The sequence below is a fragment of the Gracilibacillus alcaliphilus genome (assembly GCF_016909015.1).
Classification (GTDB): Bacteria; Bacillota; Bacilli; order Bacillales; family Amphibacillaceae; genus Gracilibacillus; species Gracilibacillus alcaliphilus.
This window is the reverse complement of record NZ_JAFBFA010000008.1, coordinates 111,370-125,755: the sequence shown is the minus strand read 5'-3', so window position 1 is coordinate 125,755 and position 14,386 is coordinate 111,370. Positions and strand designations below refer to the sequence as shown.

Genomic DNA, 14,386 nt, shown 5'->3' with positions numbered 1-14,386 from the left:
TTCACTAGTTGAAACAGACAAGATAATGTTTAAGAGCAAATTACTTCACAAATGGATTGGCTTTGTGCTAATATAATCACAAGTAAACAAGTAGGAATTGTATAAATTTTTAAAAGGAGAATTGAAGATGAGTAATATTCCATTGATTGTAACAACAGATTGGCTTGAACAAAGACTTGATGATCCAAAACTCCGATTATTAGATGCAACGACATTTCTCAAATTACCGACAAGTGGATATTATGATATATGGTCTGGTAAAGATGCCTATCAAAAAGGCCACATCCCTGGCGCGGTGTTTGCCGATTTACTAGAAGATCTTTCTGATCCCGAGGCTGAGTACGCCTTCACCGTTCCAGATCGAGAGGCATTTGTTGAGAAAGTTGCTGCACTGGGTGTTGGAGATAAAGATACTTATGTAGTGGTTTATGACCAAGGAGCAGAGGTAGACAGCCCTGTTGTTGCCTCTGATTGGGCATCTCGTTTGGCTTGGCAGCTGCGTTATGAAGGCGTAGAAAATGTGGCCGTGCTTGATGGTGGATTCCCAAAATGGAAAAAAGAAGGACGACCAGTAACAACAGAAGCGGGTTCTTACCCAACAGCAAGTTTTAGCGGAGTTAGGAAACCCGAATTATTTGTCACCAAAGAGGAAGTAAAACAAGCAATTGATGATGAGAATACGGTTATAATCAATAGTTTAAATGAAGCAACTCACAAAGGCGAAGTAAATACCTATGGACGTCCAGGTCATATTCCTGGCAGTGTAAATGTCTTTTTTGGAAGTCATTCTAACCCTGAAACACTTGCACTTTATGATGACGAGAAACTCCGGGAAACGTTTGAAAAAGCAGGAGCACTTGATCCTAATAAGAAGGTGATCACTTATTGCGGAAGTGGCATCGCTGCAACATGGAATGCCACACTGTTAAATAAGCTGGGGCAAGACAATGTGGCAGTATATGATGGTTCTATGACAGAATGGGCTAAGGACCCAACCCTCCCGCTAGAAACAGATGAATAAATACTTCAAGACGTCTCTACCACTGTTTATTAGGCAGAGACGTCTTGTTTTTCCCTGTTTCACAATCCTTTTTTAAATAAGAAAAGGACAACTGAGCCAATTACGATATAAACGATGGATGAAAGAATAGTGAAAAGATCTAATTCCCCATGTATTCCAAACCAAATCAATGTAAAAATGGAATAGACAATATGTAGTCCATAACATGCCATTCCCAGTATAATCACTTGCTTTCTCTCTTGCTGATATCCGATCAGAAATGCCACAAACAAAAGCAAACCTATACCAGACAACATGGCAAAATAGACCTTACCGTTTTGACCGTATTGAATCATGCTGATAAAAAGGGCAATTGAAAATAAAAAGGAAATAAAAAATATAAAATTGTTTTTCTTCATCTTATTCCCCCTCAGATGGATAGATAATCTATTCTCATTGTAACATGTATCCTCAATTTACAAACATAATCGATTACGGTATATTGAAATTAACTCTAATAGAAATGAGGGACGAATGATGTTGACAGGGATTGACCATGTGCAATTAGCAGCACCTCCCGGCAGTGAGCCAAAAGCATTTTTCGGAAATATTTTAGGTATGCAGGAAGTAGAAAAACCAGCCAACTTAAAAAAACGCGGCGGGGTTTGGTTCCAATGTGGTCCGCAACAGCTGCACATCGGCATACAAGAGAATTTCACCCCGGCTATCAAGGCACATCCAGCATTTACAGTAGAGAATATAAACTTATTAAAGGAAAGGTTAACAGAACACGAGGTCGCGGTAAAAGAAGATGAACTATTGGAAGGAGCACAACGTTTTTTTGTGGATGACCGTTTGGTAATCGCTTAGAGTTCTTAAAATGGTTATAGTCATTGATACGCCATCTCTCTCCCTTGATTTTCTATGATATAACATAAGTAAATGATCTTTTTAAATTATGAAATACTGATCTTATACAAGGAGGAATAACTATGTCAAACACAAAACAAAACATTGTCTATCATCTGTGGTATGACACAGAAGCAAGTGAAGCTGCCGCCTTTTACACCTCTATCTTCCCTAACTCACAGCTAACAAATCGGACAACACTTAACGAAACACCTAACGGCGATGCAAATTTGGTTTCCTTTGAACTATGGGGTCATTCCTTTATGGCAATCAGTGCCGGGCCGCATTTTACATTTAATCCTTCTATTTCATTTATGGTCAACTTCGACCTTTCACGTGACAAGGATGCCCGTGAAAAAATTGACCAGGTTTGGGAGCGATTATCAGAAGGCGGCACAGTATTAATGCCGCTGGATAGCTATCCATTTAGTGATCGCTATGGCTGGATTCAAGATAAATATGGTTTGACTTGGCAGCTAATCTTAACTAATCCCGAGGGCGAGGAGCGGCCTGTCATTATTCCTTCCATGACATTTGTCGGTGATCAGTGCGGAAAGGCAGAAGAAGCGATACAGTTATATTTATCCATCTTTGAAGGGGCTAAAGAAGGTGTAATTGCCCGTTACCCTGCCGGAATGGAGCCAGATCAAGAAGGGACAATCATGTTCGCTGATTTTATGCTTTGTCATCAATGGTTTGTAGCGATGGATAGCGCCCAAGAACATCACTTTTCTTTTAATGAAGCTGTTTCTTTGATGGTGTACTGTGATACTCAAGAGGAAATCGATCATTATTGGGATAAGCTTTCTGCTGTGCCCGCAGCTGAACAATGCGGCTGGTTAAAGGATAAGTATGGCGTTTCCTGGCAAATCGTCCCTCGTATAATGGATGAGCTGATGACAACCGGAACACCGGAGCAGATTAATCGAGTTAATCAAGCTGTGTTACAAATGAAAAAACTGGATATCACTGCCATCAAGGCTGCCCATGAGAATCAGTAAAGGAATTGCCCCGCTAAATAGCGGGGTTCTTTATGCTCTCGTCCAAATCGCTTTTGTATAGGCGATTTGCATACCTTTTCTTTGCATATTTTGCATACTTGTACTGGCAAACGCAGCTTGACCAACCACTAAATCACAATCATCTAGAAAAGCCTGTGTGATCCGTCTGCTGATTAAAGCGCTGTGACTTCCTTTTCCTCGGTCTTGCTGCCTTGTGGCTGCAGCTGCTAATATAGCTGTTTTGTCTTGTTTGTAATATACACCCAGCCCTAATGGCTTATCCCCTTCTTTAGCCAGATAAAAGTGCCAGTCAGGTACTTTATGCAGTACCTTGTTATTATCTGCTATACTTTGACTTAGAAAGGATGGTAACCCAAAGCCATCTACATAGATATCACCAAATACAGCAAAATCATCTGCTTTCATTTCTGTTATAGACAGATTGGGATAGTTGTTATCATACTTTTCAGGTATACCATATAAAGCGGTACGAAAACTACTCTGATAAAATCCTTTACTATGTAACCATTTCAAAAAGGATGGAGAAGTAACTTCTGGAATAATTTCTAATTGGCAGGCGATTTTTCGCTTATCATAAAAGTTGATCATATCATCTACGTATTTCTCTTCTTTAGAAGTTAGTCCAATCACTTTGTTAAAGCTGGGGCCGGGAATGCCCTTGCAGGAAAATAAACTCACTCCGCCCCATTCCTCTACTTCAATACCGAGCGGGTTGCCAGTTAATTGTTTTAATGTATCAAGACGCGACGATAAAATATTTTTTTCTGCCCTTTCGATTCTGTTTGCCAAATCAATAGAAATAGAAGGTATATACATACGCTTACTCCTTTATTTAGGTGACTAGTTATGTTCTCCGTGTAACTGCTGTTTAAAATCCTTTGGTGTTTGATGATACTTGCGTTTAAACAGCCGGTAAAAATAGCTGATATTCTCATAGCCTACTTCTTCTGCAATTGCTTGAACCGATAGATCACTGTACATTAAGAGATTCTTAGCAACTAACAACCTCTTCTCCTGTACAAGATCTTTAAAATTATGATTAGTTAACTTTTTAATTTCCTTGCTTACCCAATAGCTTGTTTGATTATATTGATCAGCTAAATTTTGTAAACTGGCATTTTTATAATTGTTTTCAATATATCGAAAGACTTCTGCTACAAAGGCATGTGCAGTGGCCTGTTTGGCAACTTGATAAGACTGCTGCTGTTCCGCCAACTCCAGGATCAATAAGCCCATTAAAAATTTAATCTTCGATTTCGCTAATAAGGTTTCATTCATCATTTCTGTGAGCAATTGCTCCATTAACCCTTGAATACGGCTGGAATCAGAGACAGGATAATAGAGAAATTGGGCATGTTGATCATAGTTAAACATACTGTTCATCAGAAAAGATACCATCTGATTCTGAATAAATCCCGAAGAGAAAGTCGATAAGATATAGTCAAAAAAAGCAGGATGGATAATAAAATTAATGACAATGTCATCATGACTGCATGCCTTTAATTCATGTTCTATATATTGATTAAGCAGTAATATATCCCCTTGTCGCAAATGAATCGGCTGCTCTGCTACCTTTTGCTGAAATTGTCCATGAAAGACGTAATTCATCTCGATAAAGTCATGAGAATGCTTAGGGAAGTCAATAAAACGAGGATGCTTACGAATCATAATCAACTCATCTTTGAGAAATTTGTCACTTTGCACGACAAAATCTGAGGTCATATCGGTATATATCTGCTTATTCACGGCTTGATTCCCAGCTAAAATTGCTTCTTCCTCTGGTGTTTCCTGTAGCAGTTTCTCCAGTAAAACAGATCGCATAACATACCTCTTTTCCCATTGCTGTACTTTAGAATCAAAAGCAGTGTACTTAGTACGTTCCAGTATGAATACTCCCACCACTTAACTTCTCCCGAAATTTGAAGTGGAGGTTTCTAGGGTGTTGACTTTCAAGATGACGATTAACCACCAGTGGAGTTGACACATTGGTGTGCTGAAAACACCACCCCAACCCCGCTATCCCATTTTGGGATTACTTTTATTGTACAACCAAAGATACCGGTCTTCGTAAAGCCTCCATACTGGAAAAACTGGGATGAAACGCCTCTTTAAAAACTTTCCTCATGATATTTGCGGCTCCATTTACATCTTCGTTGATGCGCTCCCTGTTTTTCGTTAGGTAACTACCCGAACCTGCTTGAGCTTTCCTTCCAAATACCCCAATTTCCCAATATTAAGACGTGCTTTTGTTTGAGGAAACTTCAAGAATTTATTTGCTTTTATGACACAATCCTGGTTTGAAAAGACTATTTCTTTTTCTTTAGAACGACAATATGACGGTATGTTGAGACGTGCTTTAAATGTTGCAGGGTTCTTTTTATATTCACGCAAACTGCTATGCCATATAAGGATTTCCAATTTTGAAAGACCGTTGTCATGATGCCTTGACTCGATTGGATTGGTAAGGACTGCTAATCAGTCTGTTCATCGATTGAAACAAGGCATTCAAAAAAGGATAAGAAATATACGGATTATCCTTAGAAGGCCTCTCCAATAAACGACATTTGATTTCCTTTTGCTGTGATTCGGCTTTTTCCCGTTCTTTCGCGCATCCCTTCCGGTAAGCTTTCATGTATCTATTCAGGGCCTAGCGAGTCAAGCATAGTCTATTCTTTCCTAGTAAAAAAGAGCTTTCGCAAGCTCCTTTTCACCATTATATCAACAACTGGAACAGTTGTTCATCTTTATTAATCTCAATATAAGTGAAGCCTTTCTTCTCCATTCGTGACAAAATCAAATGATAGTCCTCAGCACGTTTTAATTCAATGCCTACCAAGACAGGCCCTTTATCACGATTGTTTTTCTTGGTATATTCAAAGCGGGTAATATCGTCTTCTTCTCCAAGCACTTCACTCATAAACTCACGCAAAGCACCTGCGCGCTGCGGGAAATTCACAATGAAGTAATGCTTAAAGCCTTCATAAATAAGGGAACGTTCTTTAAATTCCTGCATGCGGTCAATATCATTATTACCGCCGCTGATGACACAAACGATATTCTTCCCTTTAATTTCATCTTTATAGTAATCCAGCGCTGATACTGGCAATGCTCCAGCAGGTTCCGCTACAATGGCATTCTCATTATATAGGTCCAGAAGTGTCGTACACAGCTTTCCTTCCGGTACAATAGCAATGTCATCGATAAACTCTCTGGCAATATCAAAAGAGATATTTCCTACTTGTTTTACGCTTGCTCCATCGACGAATTTATCAATTTTATCCAATTTAACAACTTCCCCTTTATCCATGGCAGCGTTCATCGAGGCAGCCCCTTCTGGCTCCACCCCAACAATCTTGGTATCCGGACTAATGCTATTAATATAAGAGCCTACACCTGAAATCAGTCCGCCACCACCAATCGCCATGAAAATATGAGAAATAGGTTCTTCCATTGCATCCAATATTTCCAGACCGATGGTACCTTGTCCCGTAATGGTTCTGGTATCATTAAATGGATGAATAAAGGAAGCACCATGTTCTTCACAGTATTCCATTGCCTTATCGAAGGAATCATCAAAGGTATCTCCGATTAAACGGATTTCCACAAATGGCCCGCCAAAGAATTCAACGCGGTTCACCTTCTGCCTTGGCGTCGTGCTAGGCATAAAAATAACACCCTTTACGCCAAGTGCTTTACAAGAATAAGCAACACCTTGTGCATGATTACCTGCACTGGCACAGACTACGCCGTTTTGTAATTCTTCTTGTGTCAAACCTTGCATTAGATTGTAAGCACCACGGATTTTAAACGAGCGCACTACTTGTAAGTCCTCACGTTTTAAAAAGACATTACAGTCATACTTCTCAGATAAAATCGCATCGCGCTGCAATGGTGTTTTGACAACTACATCTTTTAATACTTGATTCGCAATGATAATATCTCTTACTTGAATTGGATTGACTTTTGTACTCATTATAAGACCCTTCCTACTTCTGTTTAATACTATTATACTAACATAAACAACTAGAATAGAAAATGTTTTTAGCTTTTTATTGATTTTTCACAAAAGTAAACCATAGTCATTGTAAGTTTGCTTTTCATACTGCAAAAAAAAGGAAACCTTAACTGGCTTCCTTTTTTGCATTTAGGTTTTTACTTTTTCCTCTACATACGGAATGGTTAATGGGCCAAGCGGCAGTACAGCAATCGTCATCGATTCACCATATTTCTTTTTCAGCTCCGCTAGTGTCTGTTCTATATCATTTGTCGGCTTTAACATCGCATTTTCTATCTGTTGATCGGATAACTTGGAATATACATAGACGTCTGCCCAGACTTGAACAACCGCCTGTTTTTGTACTTGCCATTGATCAAACATGTTAAAAGCAGGATCATTGATCATATCCAACAGCGTTTGCGGGCTGTCCGCCATTTCAAAGATTTTCGCAAAATTCCCGTGGTCTGGGAGCCCATCCGAACATTCAGAAGCAATGATAATAGCTCCATCCTTTTTCACAATTTTATGTGCAGCACTCATCCCTTTTACCGCTTGATATAAATTTTGATCTAATGGATAACCTGAATTAGACGTAATCACCACATCAAACCGTTCTTCACAAAGCGACATGGCATGTTTCTTGGCGAAGGCACAACCGATATCATGTGCCTCATACAACTCACCGGCAAATACATTAGTAATTTCTTTCTCACGGTTCAGGGTGACATTTAACATAAAGTCTGGTTTGCAAAAACTGTTAATTTCACGAGTCATATCTTGTACGGGATTATTCTCCATATTGCCCCATGTTGACAGCGGGTCTCCTATCATTCTGGCGTTATGGAAAGTCATAATTGTTTCGATTCCGGCAATTCCAGGCATGATTCCTTTTGGTCCGCCAGAAAAGCCAGCAAAGAAATGTGGCTCAATAAAACCTGTCACGATTCGAAAATCTGACTCTACATACTCCTTGTTTAAATAGACATCACAGCCAAATTTACTTTTCCCTAAGTTGACTAAGCTGTCTTTATCATGACAATGACTATTGATGATTCGAATGTTATCAACGATCCATTCTCCAAGCATTTGGACAAACTCTTCTCTCGTCTGATCCCGATGTGTCCCTGTACCATTAATGATCACAAAATTCTCCAATGGAACATGATCTAACTCCTCAATTAATAACGGAACCAGTATATGATTTGGTGTTGGTCTAGTAATATCACTAATAACAATCGATACGGTATCCGTTGATTTGACAGATTCCTTTAAAGGCGGAGCACCGATTGGGTCTCGTAATGCCTGCCTGATCGCTTCTTTATCATCAGCCAGTTTTGGCAGGTTTGTTGGTTCAATAATAAAGGAATTATCTGGTAAGTCTAATGAAATGCCGTCTTTTCCGTATAATAGTTCGGTCTTCATTTTGCATACCTCATTTCTTTATTTTTTTAAAACTAATCTCAGCCTTCTTTATGATAATATATGATAAAAAAGCACTATTACTAGTTTGACTGGCGCTTAATGGTAGTATTGAAAGCCCTAACCATTTATTGATATGGATCAAAAATAAATCGCAAGATCAAGCCTGGCACTACGTCTATAAGCTCCCTTTTTTTTAATGCCTTTCCGTCAATAATCTCCTTGCTAATTTTCAAACCAGAACTTCTTCCTAATTTGTCGTATGAAAGTAAGTACGTACAATTTGTTCAGTGCTTGATTCTAATAACACAGCTGCCTGATCAACCGCTTCTTCTAATGGCATTGGCTGGTTTATCAGGCTATGAATGCTTACCACTCCATATGAATGAAGGATCTCTGCTCCCGCTCCAACAGCCCCAGCTATAATAATCGTTGGTACATCATGTTTCTGTGCCAATTGAGCGACTCCCAGCGGGGTTTTACCTGAGGCGGTTTGGCCGTCTACTTTTCCCTCACCGGTAATAACCAAATTTGCATCAGACAAAAACGCAGCCATTCTGCTGTATTCAAGCACCACATCAATCCCCCTTTGAACTTCGCAAGGAAAGAAGGCCTGGAATGCCCCGCCAATGCCCCCGGCAGCTCCTGCACCAGGACGATCATGCAGACGGATATCTGTTGCTTTTTCCACCTGATCGGCAAAATGGGCAAGGTTGTGGTCTAATTGCTCAACCATCTCTGGCGTTGCCCCTTTTTGCGGTCCAAAAATATGGGATGCCCCATTCGGACCGATCAGTGGATTTTCCACATCTGATGCAATTAGGAACATACAATCCTTAATTCGTGCATCAAAAGAACTGATATCAATCGAAGCAATTTGATTTAATGCTCCTCCACCATAACCAACTTCCTTTCCTTTCTTATCAAGCAATTTAAGGCCCAGCGCCTGCAGCATGCCTGCGCCTCCGTCATTGGTAGCCGATCCACCTAATGCGATAATAAACGAGTTAAATCCATCATCGAGGGCTTGTTTAATCAGCTGGCCGGTTCCATAAGTGGTTGCGGTTAAAGGAGAAAGCTCTTCTTCCGAAATCAGAGTAAGCCCTGAAGCTGTTGCCATTTCAATTACACATATTTGTTGATCTCCCAACACGCCATATGCCGCAAGCACCTCTTCACCTAAAGGTCCTGCCACATGGATTTCTCTAATCTCCCCTTTCGTTGCAGTTACAAGTGTTTCCAATGTGCCCTCTCCTCCGTCAGCAACCGGCAATAAGACCGTTTCTGCCTGAGGAAATGCCTTCCTAATTCCTCTGTCCATTGCATTAGCTGCATCAATCGCACTTAAACTTCCTTTAAAAGAGTCTGGGGCTATAATAATCTTCATGTTATCACATCCTAGGTAAGCGTTTTCGATATGTCTGTGTTCCATTATACAAAGCTTGACTTAGAATGTATATGGTTATAACATATAAAAAAATGAATCATTTACTTATTTTTTTGTTTATTTTAACCAAAGGCGGGACATTATGAATATTTTAACTAAGGAAATTGCTGATGCCATTGTACAAGAAACATCTGTACGATTGAATCGAAATGTTAATATTATGGATACAGAAGGCCTGATTATCGCTACCCGAGACGAATCTAGACTGCATCAAGTCCATGAAGGAGCACTAGCTGTTTTAGAAAGTGGCAAGACAGTCATTATTTATACGGATCAGGATCAAGCCTGGGCCGGGGCACAGCCTGGAATTAATTTACCCATCACCTTTCATGAACAAATTATTGGCGTGATCGGTATTACTGGTAACCCCAATCAAATGGGTGATATTGGAGAACTGGTCAGAATGGCTACTGAATTAATGATTAACCAGGAATTTATTGCTTCCCAATTGGAATGGAGACAACGTACTAAAGAAATGATTATTGAACAGGTGTTAAAGACACCTCCGGCATATACGGATATCAAGCGTGGATTAGGTATGTTGGAACTGGATTTCCCTCCGTTTACTATCATTGTCGTGCAAATAGACGAACTTACTATACAGAAACAAGATTTCATCCAAAAAATAGAACGAATATTCGGAAGTCATACAGCAATTGCAGGTTTTCGCGGGCTGCAACGACTGTTTATTGCCATCAGCAGGCTGGAGGAAAAGGAAATACTAGTAAAAATTCAACCGTTAGTACAGCTCTTAAAACAGTTGCAAATAAACTTCAAATTGGCTTATAGCTTACCTTTTGATCAATTGGAGCAATTTAATCAGGCCTACTCCGACTGTAAACTGGCCTTAAAATTAAGTAACCCTGCCATCGAAATTGTTTCTTTCGCCCACTTAGAGGCAAGAGCTCTGTTCTATCAACTGGATCAAACACTTAGAGAACGATTTGCCAATCGTGTATTACAGCATATGAATCAAGCAAAGGCGCATACTTTGAATAGCTTCTTTAACCATAATCTCAATATCCAGAAAACAGCTGATGCTTTATTTTTACATCGCAATACCTTAATCTACCGTCTTAACAAAATAACAAAGGAAACCGGTTATGATCCTAGAATTTTTAAAGACGCCTTCATGCTGCAAGTAGCCTTGTGGATTTATCAACAAAATGAAGGGGAAGGCTGAAAACAGCCCCCTGTCCCCTATGTACGAAGAATGGAAACTTCTCCTGCTCTGTCCTCTTGATGATTCCATGTGACTTGGATTTCAAACGTTCCCTCTTCAAAAAACAAAGGAAACCGGCGGCGGATTGATTGCTGCATAGGCAGCTTATAAGCGTCCTCAATATTTACCCAAACAGCTTCGCCTTCTGGAAAGTCTTCCAATAGTTCACCTGTAAATTCAGTAGTAATATAGTTAAAGATCATATAACGCTTGTCTGCCACTGGATTGACATATTCATAAAGGCCTTTATACTGTAAATTGGTCACTTCCAGCCCAGTCTCTTCCTTGACTTCTCTTATAGCACTCTTCACCAAACTTTCTGGAAAATCTACCTTTCCGCCTGGAGGGATATAACCTTTAAAATCATCATGCTGTCTATTAAGCAGTAGTACTTGATCCCCTTTTCGAATCATGCAAACAGTCCATATCTTGTGGTATATTGTGTCACTCATTGTTTATCTCCTTTATTATGTTGCTACTATTAATTTAGAAAAATCTACATACTCTTCAGTAAAATTTGTTTGTTTTTAGAAAAATATTCCCATCCAGATATCAACGTTATGATCAATGCTATCCATAAGAATATCGTATCAAATGGGAGATTAATATAAATAAAAGGGTAATTATGGAGCAATAATGCCGAAATAGCCATGATTTGCATTCTTGTTTTCCATTTCGCTAGATTACTTGCAGCAATGACTATTCCTTCTTTTATAGCAATTAATCGAAGCCCAGTAACAGCAAACTCACGGCTTAGAATAATAACGGCCATCCATGCTCTAGCTCCATCTTATGATCACTCCATAGCCGAAAAAAATAAAACCCTTTCATTTCATTTTAACATAAAAAAGCCTTCAGCCAAAAAATATCCAAGGCTGGGGGAGAGCTGGTTATTATAGCAGCAGTAGCGTCTACTCTTCTGTTTGCAGATCAATGATTCCATAATGGAACAAGGCCGATCTTCTTTTTAACTGTTTAAAACCGTATTGCTCAAAACGCTTACTTTGCCAATGGTCTTTTAAAACTACACGGGTACTGGCTACTCTTTTCGCTTCTTCTATTATTTGTTCTGATAGATCATTGGTTAGAACTGTCGCCTTGATCGCTTGCATATGAACAGATTCCTCGACTGTTTCGGTAAACATAGGGTCAAAATAGACAACATCATAGCTGTTATTAGGCAGAGTTTGCAGATAATCAACATGATCTCCATACTCTACTTCAACAAGTCTCATCGCCTCATTCAAAACAGAATAACCAGTATCTAATGAAGAAAGCCCCTCTTTCAAAAGAACAGCTAAGGGAAAACTGCCTTCGATTCCCGTAACATGTCCAGTGTCACCTACCGTCATACTTGCAATCATACTGTCAGAGGCTAAACCTAACGTGCAATCTAACAATGACATTCCTGGTTTTAATCCAGCCACTTCAATAAAGGTATCACTTTCACCTTTAGCGATTCGCTTCGCCCTGATCATCGCCAAACTAGGATGAAAAAATACCTTTTCTGACTGCAGGAGCGGTGAAAGATAAAGCTGCTCTCCCCCAACAACAAGGATATCCCTTTGGTGTCTTTCTTTTAACTTGGCGATAGATGTCTTTTTTCTCGGTATATAAGGAATATTATATGTATTGGATAAACGTAAAGCTTCCTTGATTTGGGCATCTTTCGTACGCCCAGTCGTTGTAATAATCATTTTTATACTTCCTTCTTTTATTTGATCAATTTCCCTTTAAACACGAAGGCTTCTTTATAGTTTGCTAACTCATCTTGAAGTTGATCAGGTGTTTCAAAAGAAGAAATAGTTACACTATCCCCAAAATTTTCACTAGTATCAAAACCTAGTATGGCAAAAACAACCTCATCGTTCCATTCACCCTCTGGAAATGTATTCTCTGAAAGCACATAATCAACATTGTCATGAGGGAAGTCTAAGACAAAACTTGCTGTACCGCTGCCCTCCGATTCGATCGTTCCGATGGTAATTTCTGCAGAATCTGCCTCTTCATCATTTGTTACAGAAAACAGAAGGCTTCCCTTGGTGTCTACTTGAGTGGTATAAAGATAGGGCTGTTCATTCGCCAATTCTCCGTTCTGCCACTGCTCTGCCCATAGCTCAATTTCTTGATAGTCTTCTTTTAGATGGTAATCGAATAAAAAGAAATAATCAGCAAACGAACTAACCATCCACTGTTCTCGATCGGTTAATTGACTAGGCTGAATTTCATTCTGTCCCGTACAAGCAATAAGAAATAAACAAACAGCACCTGCTATTAACCTTTTCATCAAAAAATTCACCCTTACTTATACAAAGTTAAATAAAAAGACAGGTATTTACCTGTCTTTTTTACAAGAATGACTTACATTAAAAAACATTTTGTAAGTTTGGCACTACTTGTTTCTTACGGGATACCACGCCAGGCAATGCTGCTGTTTGATTATCTAAGGTTACATCAAATGCCGCCTCTACCTTAGCAAGTTCATCTCCTACTGCAAGTACAACGGAGTCATTATTTAAGATATCTGTAATAATAAAGGCAAACAAGGAAAGACCTTTATCTGCTACCGTTTGTTCGATAACTGGCTCAATCTCACTACGAAGTGCTAATACATCATTCACATCCACTGTATTGACTTGGGCTATCTCGACTTTGTGGCCGTTCATATCAAATTCTTTAGCATCCATTGTAATTAATTCCTTCGCAGACTTATCACTTAGATCTGCACCAGCCTTTAACATATTAAGACCATATTCTTCGGCCTCTACTCCGGCAATGGCAGCTAATTCTTTGGCAGCTTCTACATCTTGTTCTGTACATGTTGGAGATTTGAATAGTAAGGAGTCAGAAATAATCGCAGACAGCATCAGACCTGCGATATCTTTTTTGATTTCGACACCATTCTCTTTATATAGCTTATTAAGAATCGTAGCTGTACAACCAACAGGTTCTGCACGATAATAGACAGGATCCTTTGTTTCGAAATTGGCGATACGATGATGATCGATTACTTCCAATACTTGTACACGATCAATATCATCAGCACTTTGCTGACGTTCGTTATGATCAACCAAGATAACCTGGTCTACTTCGTCTGATACATTCTCAACCATGCGCGGTGCTGATTGGTTGAATTGATCTAACGCGTATTGAGTTTCATTATTTACTTCTCCTAAGCGCACAGCTTCTGTCTCTTCCCCTAATGCCTTCTTTAATTCGGCATAGGCAATTGCTGAACAGATCGTGTCTGTATCAGGATTCTTGTGTCCAAAAATTAATGTATTCGTCATGTCTCATGCTCCTTTTTACTCTATTAAGAAAAACGAAGACCTTCCCAGCCCAACGTCATGGGAAGCTCCGTTTTCTATAA

At 39.4% G+C, this 14,386-nt stretch carries 14 protein-coding genes and 1 pseudogene; 4 read left to right on the top strand and 11 right to left on the bottom strand.

Annotated features, from left to right (window positions below; translation table 11 throughout):
• Nucleotides 1–127: 127 nt before the first annotated feature.
• The gene (locus JOD18_RS08605) at nt 128–1,021 is read left to right on the top strand and encodes a sulfurtransferase (protein WP_204668539.1); all 894 of its coding nucleotides are present in this window, start codon (nt 128–130) and stop codon (nt 1,019–1,021) included.
• A gap of 59 nt (nt 1,022–1,080) precedes the next feature.
• On the opposite strand, the gene JOD18_RS08600 is transcribed toward JOD18_RS08605, so the two are convergent.
• Nucleotides 1,081–1,419 (bottom strand): hypothetical protein, encoded by a 339-nt coding sequence (locus JOD18_RS08600; protein WP_204668538.1) that lies wholly within the window; start codon nt 1,417–1,419, stop codon nt 1,081–1,083.
• Nucleotides 1,420–1,534: 115 nt separating this feature from the next.
• On the opposite strand from JOD18_RS08600, the pseudogene JOD18_RS08595 reads away from it, so the two are divergent.
• Nucleotides 1,535–1,890, top strand: a pseudogene (locus JOD18_RS08595) (VOC family protein).
• 102 nt (nt 1,891–1,992) lie between these two features.
• Complete coding sequence (locus JOD18_RS08590) at nt 1,993–2,910, top strand: VOC family protein (protein WP_204668537.1); 918 nt, start codon at nt 1,993–1,995, stop codon at nt 2,908–2,910.
• A gap of 30 nt (nt 2,911–2,940) precedes the next feature.
• On the opposite strand, the gene JOD18_RS08585 is transcribed toward JOD18_RS08590, so the two are convergent.
• The 5 genes from JOD18_RS08585 to JOD18_RS08565 all read right to left on the bottom strand — a co-directional run bounded on the left by JOD18_RS08585 (nt 2,941) and on the right by JOD18_RS08565 (nt 9,734).
• A complete protein-coding gene (locus JOD18_RS08585; RefSeq protein WP_204668536.1) occupies nt 2,941–3,747 on the bottom strand; it encodes a GNAT family N-acetyltransferase in 807 nt (268 codons plus the stop codon).
• Between the two features lie 24 nt (nt 3,748–3,771).
• Nucleotides 3,772–4,830, bottom strand: coding sequence for an AraC family transcriptional regulator (locus tag JOD18_RS08580; protein ID WP_338029510.1), 1,059 nt, complete (start codon nt 4,828–4,830; stop codon nt 3,772–3,774).
• A gap of 814 nt (nt 4,831–5,644) precedes the next feature.
• The gene (ilvA, locus tag JOD18_RS08575; protein WP_204668535.1) at nt 5,645–6,904 is read right to left on the bottom strand and encodes a threonine ammonia-lyase IlvA; all 1,260 of its coding nucleotides are present in this window, start codon (nt 6,902–6,904) and stop codon (nt 5,645–5,647) included.
• 171 nt (nt 6,905–7,075) lie between these two features.
• The gene (gene larA / locus JOD18_RS08570) at nt 7,076–8,350 is read right to left on the bottom strand and encodes a nickel-dependent lactate racemase (protein ID WP_204668534.1); all 1,275 of its coding nucleotides are present in this window, start codon (nt 8,348–8,350) and stop codon (nt 7,076–7,078) included.
• A 247-nt stretch (nt 8,351–8,597) separates the two neighbouring features.
• Nucleotides 8,598–9,734 carry a glycerate kinase gene (locus tag JOD18_RS08565; RefSeq protein ID WP_204668533.1) on the bottom strand — a complete coding sequence of 379 codons (1,137 nt, stop codon included), beginning with the start codon at nt 9,732–9,734 and terminating at the stop codon, nt 8,598–8,600.
• A 142-nt stretch (nt 9,735–9,876) separates the two neighbouring features.
• Here JOD18_RS08565 and JOD18_RS08560 point away from each other — a divergent pair, with 142 nt between their 5' ends.
• Complete coding sequence (locus tag JOD18_RS08560; RefSeq protein WP_204668532.1) at nt 9,877–10,977, top strand: CdaR family transcriptional regulator; 1,101 nt, start codon at nt 9,877–9,879, stop codon at nt 10,975–10,977.
• A 17-nt stretch (nt 10,978–10,994) separates the two neighbouring features.
• Here JOD18_RS08560 and JOD18_RS08555 read toward each other — a convergent pair whose 3' ends face one another.
• The 5 genes from JOD18_RS08555 to JOD18_RS08535 all read right to left on the bottom strand — a co-directional run bounded on the left by JOD18_RS08555 (nt 10,995) and on the right by JOD18_RS08535 (nt 14,306).
• On the bottom strand, nt 10,995–11,468 hold the full coding sequence (locus tag JOD18_RS08555; protein ID WP_204668531.1) for an 8-oxo-dGTP diphosphatase: 474 nt from the start codon (nt 11,466–11,468) through the stop codon (nt 10,995–10,997).
• Between the two features lie 44 nt (nt 11,469–11,512).
• Complete coding sequence (locus tag JOD18_RS08550) at nt 11,513–11,788, bottom strand: CDP-alcohol phosphatidyltransferase family protein (protein WP_204668530.1); 276 nt, start codon at nt 11,786–11,788, stop codon at nt 11,513–11,515.
• A 139-nt stretch (nt 11,789–11,927) separates the two neighbouring features.
• Complete coding sequence (locus JOD18_RS08545) at nt 11,928–12,713, bottom strand: class I SAM-dependent methyltransferase (RefSeq protein WP_204668529.1); 786 nt, start codon at nt 12,711–12,713, stop codon at nt 11,928–11,930.
• A 17-nt stretch (nt 12,714–12,730) separates the two neighbouring features.
• The gene (locus JOD18_RS08540; protein ID WP_204668528.1) at nt 12,731–13,303 is read right to left on the bottom strand and encodes a hypothetical protein; all 573 of its coding nucleotides are present in this window, start codon (nt 13,301–13,303) and stop codon (nt 12,731–12,733) included.
• A gap of 79 nt (nt 13,304–13,382) precedes the next feature.
• Complete coding sequence (locus tag JOD18_RS08535; protein WP_204668527.1) at nt 13,383–14,306, bottom strand: manganese-dependent inorganic pyrophosphatase; 924 nt, start codon at nt 14,304–14,306, stop codon at nt 13,383–13,385.
• Between the last annotated feature and the right edge of the window lie 80 nt (nt 14,307–14,386).